The 17,064-nt window shown below is 39.9% G+C and carries 20 protein-coding genes; 8 read left to right on the plus strand and 12 right to left on the minus strand.

Annotated features, from left to right (window positions below):
• Window positions 1-16: 16 nt before the first annotated feature.
• From I2F62_RS00995 to I2F62_RS01005, 3 genes are read right to left on the minus strand one after another with little or no spacing between them, the layout of a single operon-like run.
• Entirely contained in the window at window positions 17-805 is a 789-nt protein-coding gene (locus tag I2F62_RS00995; protein WP_324625166.1) for a transglutaminase family protein, read from the minus strand.
• Window positions 802-1,404 (minus strand): alpha-E domain-containing protein, encoded by a 603-nt coding sequence (locus I2F62_RS01000; protein WP_324625167.1) that lies wholly within the window; start codon window positions 1,402-1,404, stop codon window positions 802-804. Before I2F62_RS01000 ends, I2F62_RS00995 begins: the two co-directional genes overlap by 4 nt.
• 18 nt (window positions 1,405-1,422) lie before the next feature.
• Window positions 1,423-2,970 carry a circularly permuted type 2 ATP-grasp protein gene (locus I2F62_RS01005; RefSeq protein ID WP_324625168.1) on the minus strand — a complete coding sequence of 516 codons (1,548 nt, stop codon included), beginning with the start codon at window positions 2,968-2,970 and terminating at the stop codon, window positions 1,423-1,425.
• A 236-nt stretch (window positions 2,971-3,206) separates the two neighbouring features.
• Here I2F62_RS01005 and I2F62_RS01010 point away from each other — a divergent pair, with 236 nt between their 5' ends.
• A complete protein-coding gene (locus tag I2F62_RS01010) occupies window positions 3,207-4,196 on the plus strand; it encodes a WYL domain-containing protein (protein WP_324625169.1) in 990 nt (329 codons plus the stop codon).
• 156 nt (window positions 4,197-4,352) lie between these two features.
• Here the strand turns inward: I2F62_RS01010 and mnmG are convergent, their stop codons facing one another.
• On the minus strand, window positions 4,353-6,239 hold the full coding sequence (gene mnmG, locus I2F62_RS01015) for a tRNA uridine-5-carboxymethylaminomethyl(34) synthesis enzyme MnmG (RefSeq protein WP_324625170.1): 1,887 nt from the start codon (window positions 6,237-6,239) through the stop codon (window positions 4,353-4,355).
• A 635-nt stretch (window positions 6,240-6,874) separates the two neighbouring features.
• Between mnmG and cydP the strand changes: the two genes are divergently transcribed.
• The 5 genes from cydP to I2F62_RS01040 are packed head-to-tail and all read left to right on the plus strand — an operon-like array spanning window position 6,875 to window position 10,223.
• Window positions 6,875-7,066, plus strand: a complete 192-nt coding sequence (gene cydP, locus I2F62_RS01020) for a cytochrome oxidase putative small subunit CydP (RefSeq protein ID WP_324625171.1) — start codon at window positions 6,875-6,877, stop codon at window positions 7,064-7,066.
• On the plus strand, window positions 7,066-8,652 hold the full coding sequence (locus I2F62_RS01025) for a cytochrome ubiquinol oxidase subunit I (RefSeq protein WP_324625172.1): 1,587 nt from the start codon (window positions 7,066-7,068) through the stop codon (window positions 8,650-8,652). The genes cydP and I2F62_RS01025 overlap by 1 nt, the downstream gene beginning before the upstream one ends.
• A 2-nt stretch (window positions 8,653-8,654) precedes the next feature.
• Window positions 8,655-9,800 carry a cytochrome d ubiquinol oxidase subunit II gene (cydB, locus tag I2F62_RS01030; RefSeq protein WP_324625173.1) on the plus strand — a complete coding sequence of 382 codons (1,146 nt, stop codon included), beginning with the start codon at window positions 8,655-8,657 and terminating at the stop codon, window positions 9,798-9,800.
• A gap of 14 nt (window positions 9,801-9,814) precedes the next feature.
• Window positions 9,815-9,916 carry a cytochrome bd-I oxidase subunit CydX gene (gene cydX / locus I2F62_RS01035; protein ID WP_000270276.1) on the plus strand — a complete coding sequence of 34 codons (102 nt, stop codon included), beginning with the start codon at window positions 9,815-9,817 and terminating at the stop codon, window positions 9,914-9,916.
• 4 nt (window positions 9,917-9,920) lie between these two features.
• Window positions 9,921-10,223, plus strand: a complete 303-nt coding sequence (locus I2F62_RS01040; protein WP_420713693.1) for a cyd operon YbgE family protein — start codon at window positions 9,921-9,923, stop codon at window positions 10,221-10,223.
• A 102-nt stretch (window positions 10,224-10,325) separates the two neighbouring features.
• Here I2F62_RS01040 and I2F62_RS01045 read toward each other — a convergent pair whose 3' ends face one another.
• The 4 genes from I2F62_RS01045 to I2F62_RS01060 all read right to left on the minus strand — a co-directional run bounded on the left by I2F62_RS01045 (window position 10,326) and on the right by I2F62_RS01060 (window position 13,066).
• Window positions 10,326-10,919 (minus strand): nitroreductase family protein, encoded by a 594-nt coding sequence (locus I2F62_RS01045; protein WP_324625174.1) that lies wholly within the window; start codon window positions 10,917-10,919, stop codon window positions 10,326-10,328.
• Between the two features lie 192 nt (window positions 10,920-11,111).
• Window positions 11,112-12,194 (minus strand): signal recognition particle-docking protein FtsY, encoded by a 1,083-nt coding sequence (ftsY, locus tag I2F62_RS01050; RefSeq protein ID WP_324625175.1) that lies wholly within the window; start codon window positions 12,192-12,194, stop codon window positions 11,112-11,114.
• An 88-nt stretch (window positions 12,195-12,282) separates the two neighbouring features.
• Entirely contained in the window at window positions 12,283-12,612 is a 330-nt protein-coding gene (locus tag I2F62_RS01055; protein ID WP_324625176.1) for a hypothetical protein, read from the minus strand.
• 91 nt (window positions 12,613-12,703) lie between these two features.
• Window positions 12,704-13,066, minus strand: a complete 363-nt coding sequence (locus I2F62_RS01060; protein WP_324625177.1) for a hypothetical protein — start codon at window positions 13,064-13,066, stop codon at window positions 12,704-12,706.
• Between the two features lie 342 nt (window positions 13,067-13,408).
• On the opposite strand from I2F62_RS01060, the gene I2F62_RS01065 reads away from it, so the two are divergent.
• Window positions 13,409-13,642: a hypothetical protein gene (locus tag I2F62_RS01065; protein ID WP_324625178.1), complete on the plus strand. Its 234-nt coding sequence runs from the start codon at window positions 13,409-13,411 to the stop codon at window positions 13,640-13,642.
• A gap of 144 nt (window positions 13,643-13,786) precedes the next feature.
• Window positions 13,787-14,218, plus strand: coding sequence for a CBS domain-containing protein (locus tag I2F62_RS01070; RefSeq protein ID WP_324625179.1), 432 nt, complete (start codon window positions 13,787-13,789; stop codon window positions 14,216-14,218).
• Between the two features lie 41 nt (window positions 14,219-14,259).
• On the opposite strand, the gene I2F62_RS01075 is transcribed toward I2F62_RS01070, so the two are convergent.
• The 4 genes from I2F62_RS01075 to I2F62_RS01090 are packed head-to-tail and all read right to left on the minus strand — an operon-like array spanning window position 14,260 to window position 17,012.
• Window positions 14,260-15,447, minus strand: coding sequence for a vWA domain-containing protein (locus I2F62_RS01075; RefSeq protein WP_324625180.1), 1,188 nt, complete (start codon window positions 15,445-15,447; stop codon window positions 14,260-14,262).
• A gap of 8 nt (window positions 15,448-15,455) precedes the next feature.
• Entirely contained in the window at window positions 15,456-16,307 is an 852-nt protein-coding gene (locus tag I2F62_RS01080; protein WP_324625181.1) for a MoxR family ATPase, read from the minus strand.
• A gap of 26 nt (window positions 16,308-16,333) precedes the next feature.
• Window positions 16,334-16,696 carry a hypothetical protein gene (locus I2F62_RS01085; protein WP_324625222.1) on the minus strand — a complete coding sequence of 121 codons (363 nt, stop codon included), beginning with the start codon at window positions 16,694-16,696 and terminating at the stop codon, window positions 16,334-16,336.
• Between the two features lie 22 nt (window positions 16,697-16,718).
• Window positions 16,719-17,012, minus strand: coding sequence for a YcgL domain-containing protein (locus tag I2F62_RS01090; RefSeq protein ID WP_324625182.1), 294 nt, complete (start codon window positions 17,010-17,012; stop codon window positions 16,719-16,721).
• Window positions 17,013-17,064: the final 52 nt, after the last annotated feature.

The raw sequence follows: 17,064 nt of genomic DNA on the forward strand, positions 1-17,064 counted from the left end.
TATCCTTAACTCAACCCTAACATGCCAGAACCTGAACAATGGAACTCATGCTTTCTACACCGCCCTGTTCGCGTATACCGCGGACAGGAGCTACATCATAATAATCTCGTCCAACCGCCACGTAAATATGCGAACTTGGACTGAACAGTTGATTACTTACATCGAAACAATACCATGTTTGATTTAAATAAACCTCGACCCACGCATGACTCGCCAGATGCGTCATTTCAGGCACATATAAATAACCAGAAATGTAACGCGCAGCTAAACCCATGGCTCGGCACATGGCAATCATGACATGGGCATGATCCTGACATACGCCCCCATTTTCATGCTGCTGAAATACAGAAATTGCAGAGCTATGGACATGGGTGACTTTGGGCATATATGGAATATATTCCAAAATAGCTTGTGCCAATTTTTGCAAATGTTGAAGATCTTTCACTTTGACATACGTATATGCAAAAGCCAACATGTCAGGACTACAAGCCGTCATAACGGTTGGTTGCATAAAAATGTATGGGTGCAATGCCGTTGAATGGTTCGCAACGTGTTGCTTTGCATCAATTTCCACAATGCCTTGCGCCATAATGGTCAGGTGATGATACGCATAGCGCTGTGTGCTGGTCATCCATACATTATGAAAAGCATCTTTTTGCAAGGTGCATTGCCCAGGCACGCTGATATCCCATGAATGTACATGCTGATGCTGACCATTTTGAGGCATCATTTTAATCGACTGGATACTATTTGATGCCTGCTGTGTATAACGATAATGCGTTTGGTGATTCACCATCAGTTTCATACAGTAATCTCAAAAACCTGTTGCAGGCGTTGCACAAAACTAAAAAATGATTGGAGGTCTTTTTGCGCTTTAAAATCGTGCCAACTGCGTTCAAACTCGCGCCAATCATAGTCATGTAAAACGGGCATAAAGCTGTCCATCACCGCAACCAACTCATCTGCTGGTTCATGCAAACGCACTTTATGATCCAATAATTCTACTGTTTTGCCCAAACTAAAAAACAAGAACAAATCATTTGATTCGCCCTCTAAAATTTGGTCAAAATCGTTCAAAGCATCACAAATATAACCCGGATTATTTTTGCTTTGCTTAAATAATGCATTCAGTTCGGCATAACCATTGCTAGACAACACGCCACGCAACGATTGTACATTGTCATACACCGCCTGAAATAATTGATTAAATGAACATAACTGCTCTGGATCAAGCACCAAGCGATTTAAAGTTTCGGCATTTTGTGCGGGCAGATAAAAAGCCGCAGCAATCTGTTGTGCAAGCTGATCTTCCTGTAGCGGAATATGCTTACAGAAAAAATCTATTCGAGCCAGATAACGTCCAGTCCAAAGTATATTGTAGGCATTTGAAGTAAGTAATTGCATCAGCGTTTTCCTACAAAATTAAGCATTTAAAGTTTCAATGACCCAAGTATCTTTCACGCCACCGCCCTGCGAAGAGTTCACCACCAGTGAGCCTTCTTTCATGGCAACACGGGTTAATCCTCCGGGTACTATTTCAGTACGCTCGGGCGAACTGAGTACAAAGGGACGCAAATCGATATGCCGTTCTGCTATTCCCTTTTGGGTTAATGTTGGCGCAACAGATAAATCTAAGGTTGGCTGAGCAATGTATAAATGCGGCTGTGCTTGAACTTTTTGTCTGAATTCCTCAACCTCTTTTGCACTGGCTTGTGGGCCAATCAGCATGCCATAACCACCAGAACCTTGTGCTTCTTTGACAACAAGCTGTGGCATGTTTTCTAATACAAAATCTAAATCTTTTGCATCACGACATTGATAGGTCGGCACATTTTTTAAAATTGGAGTTTCATTTAAGTAATAAGAAATCATTTTATCGACATATGGATAAATAGATTTATCATCGGCGACACCTGTACCTGGTGCATTGGCAATAACGACATTTTGTTTTAAATATGCAGACATTAAGCCCGGAACACCTAAGCAACTGTCTGGTCTAAAACACAGTGGGTCGATAAAAGCATCATCTAAACGGCGATAAATGACATCTATACGCTGTTTGCCGCGAATGGTTTTAACATAGACTTTTTCGTTTTCTACAAATAAGTCTTGCCCAGTCACTAATGGCACATCCATTTCTCGGGCTAAAAAGGCATGTTCATAAAAAGCACTATTAAAACGCCCCGGACTCAACACCACCACACAAGGGTTATCAACCAGTGCATTTTCTTCTAAAATGGCTCGTAATAACTGTGGGTATTGTTCAATTTCATGCAAATTGGTTTGTGCACATAAATCTGGCATTAACTGCTTGCTGATTTTTCTACTTTCAAGCATGTAAGACACGCCAGACGGTGTTCTTAAATTATCTTCTAAAACATAAAATTCGCCGCTGTTATCGCGAATAATATCAATACCGCTGATTTGCGAATAAATCTTGCCTTTCAATTTAAAGTTAAGCATATGTGGCTGGAAGGCTTCATGGCTTAAAACTTGTAATTCCGGAATAATATCGGCTTTTAAAATCTCTTGTGCGTTATAAACATCATCTAAAAAATAATTCAGTGCGCGTACGCGTTGCACACAACCTGCAGAAATTTTATCCCACTGTTTTTTTGCAATGACGCGCGGGATTAAATCATAAGGAATGGTTCTCTCGGTGCCTTCATCATCGCCGTATACGGTAAAAGTAATGCCGTGATAAAGGAAAAATTCTTTGGCTTTTTCATTTAAACTTTTAAGTTCGGTTAAACTGCGACTAAATAACCACTTTTCAATGTTACGACAGGCATCTGCAGACATATGCGGATCGTCCGACATTTCATTGAAAAATTTAGATTTTAATTCTTGTAACATATTATTTGGACACTGTAATGTAGATTGAACATGCTGTTGAGTTAAACCAGTCGAGAGTACTCCTGCGGTTATAGCTTCTGATCGTTCTAGGGTTTCTTTGTTGTCTTTTAGCATATCAACCTCTCCCTTTTATTATGAAGGTCAATTAACTTAAGCAAAATGAATGCCAAAAAGCGTGACAGCATTCACATTTATAATTCTATTACTTTAATACGCTTAACCACTGTACACCATCTTATTGATGAAATAGAAGCGTTATGATTGATGAGATGGACTGAATCTCTTGCAAAATTCACCTAATTTTTCTATGGTTAAGCATACCTTTCTCGCACGAAAAAATTTGAAACATTATGTCTACACAAGAAAAAGAAACTTCCAACAGCCTATATCGTCAATGGCAAACGCTGTCTTTGCTGGGCACGGGGAAATGGACAGGCACGCGTTTTATTCAAGAATCGCTGGCACGCGAAGGCATTAATGTTAGCCTCAGAACCATTCAACGCGACTTAAACCAGCTCGCGCAACGCTTTTTAATTGAAAATAACAAAGAAACACCGCAAGGTTGGCGCTGGAAATCGGATGCCCCCATTCAAAGTCTTCCGCATATGACCAGCTCTCAGGCGGTCACCTTTATGATGGTTGAAGAACACTTAAAACACCTTCTTCCACCAAGTTTAATCGATGAAATGAATCCTTGGTTTGATCTTGCTCGGCGCAGTTTATCTAGCCAAAACAACGTACGCCAATGGGTGAATCGGGTTCGGATTGTACCGGCGAGCCAACCTCTGATTCCTCCAACAATTAATCAGCAGGCACAACAAACGATTTATGAAGGATTATTGCAAGATAAACAAATTGAATGCTTGTATCAAGGTCGAGGCAGAGAAGAAAAATCGTATATTTTAAATCCTTTAGGCTTGGTTCAAAAAGGTGCGATTATTTATTTAATTTGCACCCGAAATGATGGTAGCGATGTACAAACTTTTGCTTTGCATCGTTTTAAAGCAGCAACGCTGTCAAAACAGCGTGCATTGCACCCGGTTAACTTCGATATCGACCGTTATATCGACGCCGGGGGGTTAGGATTTAGAATTGATAGCAACAAACCATCGGAATTAGTGCAATTAAAACTGACTATGCGTGATTATGATGCACAAACCTTCTATGAATCTCAATTAAGTAAAGATCAGGTCATTACCAATTTAAACCACCAAGATATTGAAATTCAAGCGACTGTCCCGTTCACCTCACAACTGGTTTGGTGGCTTCGAAGCTTTGGCAATAAAATATTAAAAATTGAACCCATTGAAGTGGCACAACAGGTTTATGAAGAATCCTAAAATAGGATGAACCTAAATTTTTTCTATCTATATGCATAATTTCAGATTTTATTCTTCTGCTACAACGTAGCATTTAAAAAATAAAATGCATGTAGATCAGTGATGCAATAAAAAACCTGCGCTATGGCAGGTTTTTTAAGCAAAATCTAAAAGTATTTAAACGGTTGCAGCTTTCTTCATTTGGGCATTTTTACGAATTGTAATCATCACCAATTGTACAGCTGCAGGTGTCACACCCGGAATACGATTGGCTTGCGCTAAGGTTTCTGGTCGAATATCTTTTAACTTCAAGGTAATTTCACGTGATAAACCTGAAACTACATCGTAATCAAAATCGGCAGGAATACGCGTTTCTTCTAAGCGTTTCATTTGCGCGACATCTTCATGCTGGCGATTAATGTAACCTTCGTATTTCACCGCAATTTCAATTTGCTCGCCCACTTGTTGTGAAACTTGCGAACCGGTTAATTCTGCAATTTGGCTAAAGTTAATGTTTGGACGCTTTAACAAATCAACCGCGCTACATTCTTTACTTAAGTCTGCACCGGTCATTTCTACAAACTGCTTACCCATTGGGTTATTTGGTGCAGCCCATAAATGTTTTAAACGACCCAATTCGGTTTCTACGGCTTCCATTTTTTCACAGTACGCCGCCCAACGCGTATCGTCCACCAAGCCCATTTCACGCCCAATTGAAGTCAAACGTTGGTCTGCATTGTCTTCACGCAGCATTAAGCGATATTCGGCACGTGAGGTGAACATACGGTACGGTTCTTTGGTACCAAGCGTGATTAAATCGTCAACCAACACGCCCAAATACGCTTCATCGCGTTTTGGCGTCCATTGTTCTTGATCCCATGCACGGCGAGCCGCATTCAATCCAGCAAGTAATCCTTGTGCGCCCGCTTCTTCATAGCCCGTTGTGCCATTAATTTGACCGGCAAAATACAAATTATTAATGGCTTTGGTTTCTAAGGTAAATTTCAAAGCTTGCGGATTAAAGTAATCGTATTCAATAGCATAACCCGGACGTAAAATATGCGCGTTTTCCATACCACGAATTGAGCGTACCAATTCAAACTGCACATCAAATGGCAACGAAGTTGAAATGCCATTTGGATACAATTCGTGCGTATCTAAACCTTCAGGCTCCAAGAACACTTGATGTGAGTCTTTATCGGCAAAACGGTGGATTTTATCTTCAATCGATGGGCAATAACGTGGGCCAACGCCTTCAATCACACCGGTGTACATTGGCGAACGATCTAAACCACCGCGAATAATGTCGTGGGTTTTTTCATTGGTATGGGTGATATAACAGCTAACTTGCTCAGGATGCATTGACGCATCGCCCATAAATGACATCACTGGCGATGGGAAATCGCCCGGCTGTGCGGTCATTACTGAAAAATCAACTGAACGAGCATCAATACGTGGTGGTGTACCCGTTTTTAAACGCCCAACCGGTAATTTAAGCTCACGTAAACGATCTGCAAGCGCAATTGAAGGTGGATCGCCTGCACGACCACCGCTCGATTTTTCTAAACCAACGTGAATCACACCACCTAAGAAAGTCCCTGTGGTGAGTACTACTGTTTTGGCATCAAAACGAATGCCCATTTGGGTCACTACACCTTTGACCGTATCGCCATCAACAATTAAATCGTCTGCGGCTTGTTGGAAAATATCCAAATTGGCTTGGTTTTCTAAGGTTTCGCGAATGGCCGCTTTATAACGCACACGGTCAGCTTGCGCACGTGTTGCACGAACGGCCGCGCCTTTGCGCGAATTTAAAATACGAAATTGAATACCGCCTTTGTCGGCAGCCAATGCCATCGCACCGCCTAAAGCATCAATTTCTCGCACCAAATGAGACTTACCAATTCCCCCAATGGCAGGGTTACAGCTCATCTGCCCCAAAGTTTCAATATTATGAGTTAGCAGTAAAGTCTGTCGCCCCATACGCGCAGCAGCAAGCGCTGCTTCCGTACCTGCGTGACCACCACCAATAACGATAACATCGTACACTTTAGGATAATGCATAATCTTTAAGTCTGAACAATAAAAAAGACCGTGAATTATAGCAGAATTTCATTTTGGATATAGCTTTTTCATTCGAGCAATTACAATATTTTAAAGCCTTAAGTTGCAAGCTCAATGGATGTTTCTTGAGTCCTAAGCAAACAGCACAAATTTTCAACCTTCAGGCCATGCACAACCCATATCAACCAGCTTTTAGCTTTTAGCTTTTTAAAAAAATGTATTCATTAAAGCTGAGTCAATTTAGCAAATCGTCTTGGGTATTTAAATTAACGTAAAAGCTCTATTTTATTGATCTTAAAACCTCAACCGCAATTAATCAAAAAACAACCAACCTTAACTATGTAATAAAAATAATCTACAAAATACTTAAATAAACATAAAACAAAAACTATTTCTCAAAATATTTTTATTAAAATATTTAAAATTTGATAATTCCAACCATTTTAGTTGTATTTATTTTTAGTAATTCAGAGTATTTTTGTCAGGTTTATTTAGAATAAATTACGCACAAATTAAACAATAAGATACTGTTTTATATAGTTAAAAATTAAATTGTTTTTTTATCAATTCTTTGTTTATTTTTTGTTATTTTTGTCCGATAATAAATTAACAAATATATTGTAGGCTTATTTTAAATGGGCTTAAAAAATAAAACACCAAACCAAAAACTGAGCAGAGAAATCGCCATTATTTTGGTTATTAAAGTTGCGGTACTCATGCTCATTAAATCAATTTGGTTTAATTCTCCAACTATCCCTAAAGATTTTAACACTCAAACTGCCCAGCATATTTCGGGTAACTCATCTGAAACTAAGGAGACACGTTGATGATTTCTGAAAGCGTGGTCGATCTTTCGCGTTTGCAATTTGCAATGACAGCGATGTATCACTTTTTATTTGTTCCACTAACCCTTGGTTTGGCCTTTATTCTTGCCATTATGGAAACCACCTATGTGGTTTCAGGCAAAGAAATTTACAAGGATATGACCAAATTTTGGGGCAAATTATTCGGCATTAACTTCGCACTCGGTGTCACTACAGGCTTAACCATGGAGTTCCAATTCGGAACAAACTGGGCCTATTACTCACATTACGTGGGTGATATTTTTGGTGCGCCTTTAGCCATTGAAGGACTCATGGCCTTCTTCCTCGAGTCAACCTTTGTGGGCTTGTTCTTTTTTGGTTGGGAACGACTTTCACGCGGGCAGCATTTAGCTGTGACATGGTTGGTTGCGATTGGTTCAAACATGTCTGCATTGTGGATTTTGGTTGCCAATGGTTGGATGCAAAACCCCGTCGGTGCAGCATTTAACTTTGAAACCATGCGTATGGAACTGACCGACTTCGGTGCACTTATTTTTAACCCTGTTGCGCAAGTAAAATTCGTACATACAGTTTCTGCAGGTTATGTCACAGGTGCCATTTTTGTTTTAGCCATTTCAAGCTACTACTTACTCAAAAAACGTGATTTACCGTTTGCACGCCGCTCTTTTGCCATTGCTGCCATTTTTGGTCTTGCATCGACTCTATCGGTCATTTTACTGGGCGATGAATCGGGCTATGAAATTGGTGATGTACAAAAAACCAAATTAGCAGCCATTGAAGCGGAATGGAATACAGAGCCAGCGCCTGCTAGCTTCACCTTATTTGGTATTCCAAACCAAAAAGAAATGCGCACCGACTACGCCATTAAAATTCCTTATGTTTTGGGTTTAATTGCAACACGCTCAACCGATGGTCAAGTCACTGGCATTAAAGACTTGATGCAAGAGCACGAAGCTCGTATTCGTAATGGCATGGTTGCATATGGACAACTTGAGCAACTTCGCGCAGGCAATACATCACCTGAACTTTTAGCAGCGTTTAAAGACAGCCAAAAAGATTTGGGATATGGCTTACTTGTTAAAAAATATACCAACGATGTCACTCAAGCGTCTGACGAACAAATTCAGTCGGCTGTAAAAGACAGCATTCCTAATGTGAAAGCATTATTCTTCAGCTTCCGTGCCATGGTTGTTGCTGGTTTCTTAATGCTACTTCTGTTTGTACTCACCACATGGGCGGTTGCAAAACGCAATGCCGAAAACAAACCGTGGTTACTTAAATTTGCCCTGTTCTCTTTACCGTTACCTTGGCTTGCAGCACAAACAGGTTGGTATGTGGCTGAAGGTGGTCGTCAACCTTGGACCATTGGTGAAGTCTTGCCAACGCATTTATCTGCCTCAAGCTTAAGCACAGCAGACCTTGCAGGTTCTATTTTAGCCTTGGTTGCGTTCTATACCGTGTTGCTGATTATTGAAATGTATTTAATGATTAAATTTGCTCGCCTAGGCCCAAGTTCATTACATACAGGCAAATATCACTTCGAAACAAACAAACAACCTCTACATGATTCTTCTGTTGGGGAGGCATAATCATGATCGAATATGAACTATTAAAAATTGTTTGGTGGGTATTGGTGGGTGTACTGCTCATTGGATTTGCATTGACCGATGGGTTCGATATGGGATCTATGGCCATCATGCCGTTTGTGGGTAAAACCGATAATGAACGCCGCGCAGCCATTAACACCATCGCCCCACATTGGGATGGCAACCAAGTTTGGTTTATTACTGCAGGCGGTGCCTTATTTGCGGCATGGCCAATGGTTTATGCCGTCGCCTTCTCAGGCATGTATTGGGCGCTATTATTGGTGTTATTTGCCCTATTCTTACGTCCTGTCGGCTTTGACTATCGCTCTAAACTTGAAAATACCAAATGGCGTACCTCTTGGGATTGGGGCTTATGTATGGGCGGTGCTGTGCCTGCCCTCGTATTTGGCGTGGCGTTTGGTAACTTATTCCAAGGTGTTCCATTCCAATTCGATGACACCTTACGCTCAACCTATACAGGCAGTTTCTTTGCCCTACTAAATCCCTTTGCCTTAGTCTGTGGCATTGTGAGTCTGTCTATGCTCTGTGCTCATGGTGGTGCATGGTTAATGTTACGTACCGATGACATATTGCGCCAACGTTCAGCAAAAGCAACGCAGCTAATGGGTATGGTCTTTTTAGCCTGTTTCTTAATTGCCGGTGCATGGTTATATTTCGGTTCAATTCAGGGATACAGCTTGGCTGAGCCTCTTGCAACCAACACAGCCATTAACCCACTCACTAAACACGTGGTTAATAATGCCAATCATGGATGGATGAACAACTACTCAACTTATCCAATCACCATGCTTGCGCCGATTGTGGCTATTTTGGGTGGCATCATTACCATTTTGGCAGGTGGCTTAAATAAAGCAGGTCTAAGCTTTACTGGTACCAGTTTAAGCATTGTGGGTGCAATTTTAACCGCAGGTTTTGCCCTGTTCCCATTCTTGTTGCCATCTAGTATTGACTTAACCTCAAGCTTAACTATGTGGGATGCTGTATCTAGCCATAAAACCTTGGGTGTAATGACTGTTGCTGCGGCAATCTTTGTACCGATCATTTTGTGTTACACCACGTGGTGCTACTACAAAATGTGGGGTGTAATCACCAACAAACATATTGAAACTCACTCACATAGTTTGTATTAAAAGGAGAATGACAGATGTGGTATTTCGCTTGGATTCTCGGAATTTTAATGGCGTGTTTTGCAGGTGTTCTCAGTGCACTTTATATTGAGCATCATCAAAATTTAGATGAGGAATAAAACCATGGCAAATGCAATGACAACATCACCTCAACCCAAAGGGGCAATGCGAATCATCAGTATGATTCTCTCATTTACGTTGGCATTGCCGCTTGCCGCAATACTTATGATTTATCCATCGCTGATGCTAGATGCAAATGGACATTATAGCCATCCGCAACTCATGTTAGTTATGCTTGGTATTTCAGGTGGATTTATTCATGGTGTTGGTTTTAAACCCGAGTTTTGGTTATGGAGATGGTTATTTAGCCCACTTATTTCTTGGCCGCTAATGTTCATTGGTTATTATGTTTGGCTTGTGCATTAACCACCCAAATAAAAAACCTCCACAAGTTTGGAGGTTTTTTATTGCTGTTAAAACATAAAACGTAAAAAACCAGCATCTTCTGCTGGTTTTTTACAATATGAATTATTCAAACGTTTTGAAACGCAACTCATCTGCGATATACGTTTTTTCTGATGCAGGAGCTTCAATTGAACCAAACACCAATTGCGCACGTAATTTCCAATTTGCAGGCACATCAAAAGTTGCTGCTGTTTCTTGATCTACAATTGGATTGTAATGCTGTAACGATGCACCAATCCCTTGTTCTGACAAAGCAGTCCAAACCGCGAATTGTGCAATTGCCGTTGAATGCTCCGACCAAACTGGGAAATTGTCGGCATACGCTGCAAATTTTGCTTGCAGAGATTGAATGACATCTTGATCTTCATAAAACAATGCCGTGCCCTTACCCGCAGCAAAACTCGCGATTTTTTTCGCTGTTGTTTCAAATGCTTCTGCTGGAACCATTTTACGCAACGTTTCTAAAACGATGTTCCAAAATTTTTGATGCGATGCATCAAGCAAAATTACCACGCGAGACGACTGCGAGTTAAACGAAGAAGGACTTTGACGCACAACATGCTTAATCAGGTCTTCAATTTGTTGGTTTGATAAAGCAACTTGGTTGCCAATTGCATAAATTGTGCGGCGTTTTTCAATTTGTTCAATAAAGGACATAATCAGACTCCTTATTATATGCTTGATATAAAATTTGATGAGTAACAGTGTAGGATTTTATAAAATAAAGACAAAGTAGCTTACGATTAACACAGTGTTCTATTTTTAGAATAGACAAAACCAGTAGCAAAAATTCTTTTTATTTGCACGTCATGCCGTTTATAAAACGAAACTGCATGACGTGCAACAATTTTATTTTTCTGTTTCAAATAAGGCTGCAACAAACGATTTAGCCGAAAATGGACGCAAATCGTCAATTTTTTCGCCCACGCCAATAAATCGTATTGGCACATGAGTGCGGCTAGCAATATTAAATAATACGCCGCCTTTGGCTGTACCATCTAATTTGGTGATGGTAATGCCTGTAAGCCCAACAGCTTGGTCAAATTCTTGTACTTGGTTAATTGCATTTTGCCCAGTACCCGCATCGACCACCAACATAATTTCATGTGGCGCGGTGGCATCAATTTTTTGCATGACGCGTTTAACTTTTTTAAGCTCTTCCATTAGGTTGCTTTTGTTATGCAAACGACCTGCGGTATCTGCAATTAAAACATCTACACCTTTAGCACGGGCACTTTCAAAAGCATCGAAAATTACTGAAGCACTGTCTGCACCATGTCCTTGCGCCACAACTGCAATATTATTGCGCTCGCCCCAAATTTGTAATTGTTCGGTGGCAGCGGCACGGAAAGTATCGCCCGCAGCAAGCATGACTTTTTTACCCTCGCCTTGCAAACGTTTTGCAAGTTTACCAATGGTCGTGGTTTTACCAACGCCATTTACACCAACCATTAAAATCACATACGGATTTTTTTGCGGATCGATATGTAAAGGCTTCACACGTGGTGCAAGTAATGCCACCAATTCTTCTTGCAACGCTTTATATAAGGCATGTGAATAAATTAAATCGCCACGCGCAGTACGTTCAGTTAAGTTGGTAATAATAGTTTTAGTTGCTTCAACACCAATATCTGCAACCAGAAGTTGTTCTTCAACTTCTTCTAATAATTCATCATCAATTTCTTTACCACCAATTAAAATGTTAACCATTCCATCGGCAAAGCTTTTACGGGTTTTGGTTAAGCCTTCTTTCATTCGACCAAAGAAACCTTTTTTCGGTTTATCTTCATCGGTGTCTAAATTTTGAGGCTGTTCTATTTTCTGCTCAATAATGGGCACATCCACAGCAGGTAAACTTGGTAAAGTGACATCATCATCACCAATTTCGGCATCAATCAAAAGTTTTGTTTGCCCGTGTGTGTTCTGTTGCATGCTCATCCTTCGAAAAAAACATCACATTAAAAATAAAAGTTTAGCATAAATTACGGGTGCTTGCTGCTGTCGCAAATGGATAAAATCTTTATCTGTTACGATGTTCAGGATCAAGTGCCGGATAGTGCTGAATGGCGCGTTGTTCGTACTGGAATGCACGAATAAGCCTAAAATATTGCTGCTTATTAATTTGGGGTTGCTGCAACAATGAGCTCGCTAAAGATTGCGTTTGGGGATATTGCCCCATGGAAGCCAATTGCTGAATATTTGAAAATTGTGTGGTTTGAATAGGCGCAGTCAATAATAAATAACCCAACACCAATACGATAAACACAAGAAAAACAATAAAATAATGCACATAATATGCAAAAGAAAACTTAGACTTTACAACAGTTAAAATATCTATCGATTTAAACATGATCAACCTCGATTAAACATCAGTATAATTGATCATGCTTAAACGACACAATAACAATTATAAATCGACCCGATCTATAATTAACTCAAGCTTAGTATGACGTTGTGATGTGCCTGATAAAAATATAATATAAAACTGCGGCAATAATCACCAACATCAGCACCAATAACATAATATTGCCTTGATGCGCTGCATGTGGCGGATGTAAAGGGTCGTCTGCCAAAGCATATAAGGTTTGATTATAAATACGATAAAACTCTTTTTGCTCTTCAACTGGAAAGTCTTTGGTCAATTCAGCAATTTTGGTCCGATGTCCGATTCCCATATTACCAATGTGCTGGTTTTCGTTATAAATAGCTGCATTTAGTTGTTGCCGATGAAATTTAGCAAGCGACGCCACTTGCTCAGGGTTTAACGGACTGCTGAACTCGAAACCATCAATTGTAGTTATCATAAGTGCTTCTCCTTGTTATCTTTTCATTCCAATATAACAAAAAAAATCTTTACGGTCACTTTTTAATCATATAAACTGCATTTTACTTGTATTAGAGGGATAAATCCCCATCTATACATTGACTTTAGAATTTCACTGTAATAAAACTTAAATGTAATTCAGTTATTCTATTTTTACTTCAAGTGAAGTTATTTAAATTGAAGTTATATTAGACTTCTTGCATAAATCAAAAATTAGCTAATATTTGATTCTATTTTACTGGATTTAATTAAAACATCGCTTTTAATTTAAATAATTATGCAAGAAATCTATTGTAGTCATAATTAAAATAAGGAACCTTATATGATGCAACAATCGACTCAACAAGACTTAGAACATGTTTATTCTTCTGCAGTCAACACAATTCAATCACAAATGAATTTTGCAGATGCCGTAACAGATCTAGAAAACGTCGCTCGTGCTGGGCATGGAAAAGCAGCATTGTTTTTAGCGGAACTTTATTATCAAGGTTTCCGTGTTGAACGAGATAGCTTAAAGGCACAGTATTGGCAAAACTTCGCCACAATGAAAGCTTAAAACAACGTCACCTTGGTGGCGTTTTTTAATGCATTAATTTTTTGACCTCTACTGTACACATTTTTTTATTTTTCGACTTGCAAAAGCTTGAGTTTCATTCCAATCTAATCTTAGACAAAAACAACAAACGAAGGATAGCCAGTTATGACCACAGTATCTCAAGTCATCCAGCAAAAAAAGAATTCGACCATTTTTACCATTTCACCCGATGCCTCTATCGTAGATGCAGTCAACTTAATGACCACGCAAGACATTGGGGCGGTAATTGTCACTGAACATCAGCGTGTGGTTGGTATTTTATCGGAACGCGATTGCGCACGAAAAGTCATTTTACATAGCTTAAATGCAGAAGATACCTTGGTGAGCGAAATTATGACGGCAAACGTAATTAGCGTTCGTTTGAATAATAGTGTCGAAGAATGCTTAACCCTCATGACTGACCGACATTTACGCCATTTGCCTGTGCTTGAAAATGAAGTATTGGTTGGATTAGTTGCCATTGGCGATTTAGTCAAAGCGACCATTCAAGATCAGCACGACTTAATTGAGCAATTACAACGTTATATTACCAGCTAAAACCGCGCAACAAGCGCAGAATACGCTTGTTGCTTCGCAGATTATTTTGCCAAATATTGAGTCATCTGTTCTAAGCCATTTAAGCTTAATGGATACATATGCTGTTCAAAAATTTGCTGAATCTGACCAATGGTTTGCGTGTATTGCCAATAATTTTCTGTTTCAGGGTTTAGCCAAGCTATTTTTTTAAAATGTTGATAAATACGCTGCAACCAAACCCTTCCCGTTTCCTCATTCATATATTCAACTGAACCACCCATCGCACCAAGCTCGTATGGTGCCATGCTGGCATCGCCCACCACAATCACGCAGTAATCTTGGCCATATTTGTGTAATAAATCCCATGTAGAGAAAGCACTCGCCTGCCGCCGAGCGTTGTCTTTCCAAACGTTGTCATAAATACAGTTGTGAAAATAGAAATAATCTAAACTTTTAAATTGTTGCTTTGCAGCTGTAAATAATTGCTCGCATTGCTGAATGTGCGCATCCATAGAGCCGCCCACATCAAACAGCATCAACACTTTTATACCATTGCGCCTTTGTGCAACCAATTGAATATCTAATAGGCCATTTTGTGCTGTTTTTTGAATGGTTTGATCAATATCCAATTCTAACGGCGTACCTTGTCTAGCAAATTTACGCAATCTGCGCAGTGCCATTTGCATTTGCCTTGAACCCAATATTTGATCATCATCTAGATTACGATATTGTCGTTGTTCCCACACTTTTACAGCACGATGTTTTCGACTGGGCCCACCAATGCGAATCCCCTGCGGATGGTCACCATAAGCACCAAAAGGAGATGTTCCCCCTGTACCAATCATACGGTTACCACCTTGGTGCTTTTTATGCTGCTCTGCTAAACGTTGCTCTAACTGTTGCAATAGTTCTTGCAACGAATTGGCTTGTTGTAGCTGTGCACGTTGCCCGGCAGTTAAGTTTTTTTCCAAAAGCTCTAAGTCTAACCAAGATTTGGGAATGTGGTTTAATTGCTTGAGTAAATCATCAATTTCAACGTCTGGTAATGCTTGCAGATATGCCTGAAATGCACGATCAAATTTGTCGAAATATCGTTCATCTTTAACCAAAATCAGTCGGGCTAACTGATAAAACTGCTGCATATCAGCAAAAGCTAAATCGTGTGCTACAGCATGATTTAAATCGAGCAATTCTTGCGTGCTGACAGGCACACCAAATTTTCGTAATGTATAAAATAGCCGAATAAACATCTAACACCTCAACGGCGAGACATAAAAGCCAAACGCTCTAATAACTGTAAATCTTGTTCATTTTTAATTAATGCACCATATAGCGGTGGCAAAGCAGAAGCCGCATCGGTTTGATGCAGTTGTTGTTCGGCCAATTCATCTGCCATTAACAAGCTTAGCCAGTCGATCAATTCTGACGTAGAGGGTGGTTTTTTTAAATTGGGAATTTTACGAATTTGGAAAAAGATTTCTAATGCACGATTCACTAATTGGTAAGCAACATTTGGAAAATGTGCCGCGATAATTTGCTGCATGGTGTCGGCATCTGGAAATTCGATGTAATGAAAAAAACAACGGCGCAAAAAGGCATCGGGTAATTCTTTTTCATTGTTTGAAGTAATAATCACTATGGGGCGCTGTTGTGCCTGAATGGTTTCGCCAGTTTCATACACATAAAAAGACATTTTGTCTAATTCATGCAATAAATCGTTTGGAAATTCAATATCTGCTTTATCAATTTCATCAATCAACAAAACACAACGTTCTTGGCTTTGAAATGCGTCCCACAACTTACCAGGTTTAATATAGTTTTTAATATCATAAACCCGATCATCACCCAACTGACTGTCGCGCAAACGTGAAACCGCATCGTACTCGTATAAGCCTTGTTGGGCTTTGGTGGTCGATTTAATATGCCACGTTTTTAATTCCAAACCTAAGCTTTGTGCAATCTGTTCGGCTAAAAGTGTTTTGCCTGTACCAGGTTCACCTTTAATTAAAAGTGGTTTTTGTAGGGTGATTGCAGCATTCACAGCCAGCTTTAAGCCATCTGTTGCAATATACTGCGTGGTTCCTTCAAAAGATGCGGTTTTGCTAGACATATCACTCCCTCACAACGAAATTTCATTTATAGTGGGGTGCTGTTTCGCGTTACAGATGCACGTTTGTTCCATTTACTCCAACAAAACCCAACCACACAACCCAAACCTATCACAAATAAAATTGAACCTAGATTTAACTGAATTAACTGTTTGTCGTGCGTTAACACGCCAAAAAGCAAACCAAAAATGGCAGGTGCAAGCGACGCATTTGTCCCTTCTGAAACCGTGGGCGTTACAATACAAGCAAAGGCAATTAAGGTCGATACAAAACAAAATTTGGGATATGGCTTAGTCATAAAATACCAAGCCAATAACACAATGGTTGCACCAATCACATAGACACTCACAGCCAAGGTATCTTCGCGGAAATTATCCAACACCGACCACATTTGCTGAAAGATTCCTGTTGTATCAAGCACCACGCAAGCCCTCAGGTTCTACCGCATTTGGATTAATTAATCCTTCTGGCGGCATTTGCATGAAGAAGCCTTTGGTTTGTAACGAATCCATCACATGTAAAACATTTACACGTGCCAATTTACGTTGCTCATGAAGCTCTAGATGCATAACAAATGTTGGTTTACCAAACGCCTGACGCACAGCTTCAGGAATAATTTCAAAAGGATCTGTATTTTCTTGGGCAGGCGTTGCCACGTATAAATACATTTCGTCTTTTTTGCTAGAACGGTAAATATCACAATGCATAGAAACAGCACTCTTGGTAGAAGCATATAAGAAATTAAAAACAGCCGATAGC

The sequence above is a fragment of the Acinetobacter sp. MD2(2019) genome (assembly GCF_035615615.1).
Lineage (GTDB): Bacteria > Pseudomonadota > Gammaproteobacteria > Pseudomonadales > Moraxellaceae > Acinetobacter.

Coding starts and splice junctions, on each gene's coding strand:
- I2F62_RS00995 (WP_324625166.1), bottom strand. CDS start 805: ATGAAACTGATGGTGAATCACCAAACGCATTATCGTTATACACAGCAG.
- I2F62_RS01000 (WP_324625167.1), bottom strand. CDS start 1,404: ATGCAATTACTTACTTCAAATGCCTACAATATACTTTGGACTGGACGT.
- I2F62_RS01005 (WP_324625168.1), bottom strand. CDS start 2,970: ATGCTAAAAGACAACAAAGAAACCCTAGAACGATCAGAAGCTATAACC.
- I2F62_RS01010 (WP_324625169.1), top strand. CDS start 3,207: ATGTCTACACAAGAAAAAGAAACTTCCAACAGCCTATATCGTCAATGG.
- mnmG (WP_324625170.1), bottom strand. CDS start 6,239: ATGCATTATCCTAAAGTGTACGATGTTATCGTTATTGGTGGTGGTCAC.
- cydP (WP_324625171.1), top strand. CDS start 6,875: ATGGGCTTAAAAAATAAAACACCAAACCAAAAACTGAGCAGAGAAATC.
- I2F62_RS01025 (WP_324625172.1), top strand. CDS start 7,066: ATGATTTCTGAAAGCGTGGTCGATCTTTCGCGTTTGCAATTTGCAATG.
- cydB (WP_324625173.1), top strand. CDS start 8,655: ATGATCGAATATGAACTATTAAAAATTGTTTGGTGGGTATTGGTGGGT.
- cydX (WP_000270276.1), top strand. CDS start 9,815: ATGTGGTATTTCGCTTGGATTCTCGGAATTTTAATGGCGTGTTTTGCA.
- I2F62_RS01040 (WP_420713693.1), top strand. CDS start 9,921: ATGGCAAATGCAATGACAACATCACCTCAACCCAAAGGGGCAATGCGA.
- I2F62_RS01045 (WP_324625174.1), bottom strand. CDS start 10,919: ATGTCCTTTATTGAACAAATTGAAAAACGCCGCACAATTTATGCAATT.
- ftsY (WP_324625175.1), bottom strand. CDS start 12,194: ATGCAACAGAACACACACGGGCAAACAAAACTTTTGATTGATGCCGAA.
- I2F62_RS01055 (WP_324625176.1), bottom strand. CDS start 12,612: ATGTTTAAATCGATAGATATTTTAACTGTTGTAAAGTCTAAGTTTTCT.
- I2F62_RS01060 (WP_324625177.1), bottom strand. CDS start 13,066: ATGATAACTACAATTGATGGTTTCGAGTTCAGCAGTCCGTTAAACCCT.
- I2F62_RS01065 (WP_324625178.1), top strand. CDS start 13,409: ATGATGCAACAATCGACTCAACAAGACTTAGAACATGTTTATTCTTCT.
- I2F62_RS01070 (WP_324625179.1), top strand. CDS start 13,787: ATGACCACAGTATCTCAAGTCATCCAGCAAAAAAAGAATTCGACCATT.
- I2F62_RS01075 (WP_324625180.1), bottom strand. CDS start 15,447: ATGTTTATTCGGCTATTTTATACATTACGAAAATTTGGTGTGCCTGTC.
- I2F62_RS01080 (WP_324625181.1), bottom strand. CDS start 16,307: ATGTCTAGCAAAACCGCATCTTTTGAAGGAACCACGCAGTATATTGCA.
- I2F62_RS01085 (WP_324625222.1), bottom strand. CDS start 16,696: ATGTGGTCGGTGTTGGATAATTTCCGCGAAGATACCTTGGCTGTGAGT.
- I2F62_RS01090 (WP_324625182.1), bottom strand. CDS start 17,012: ATGCATTGTGATATTTACCGTTCTAGCAAAAAAGACGAAATGTATTTA.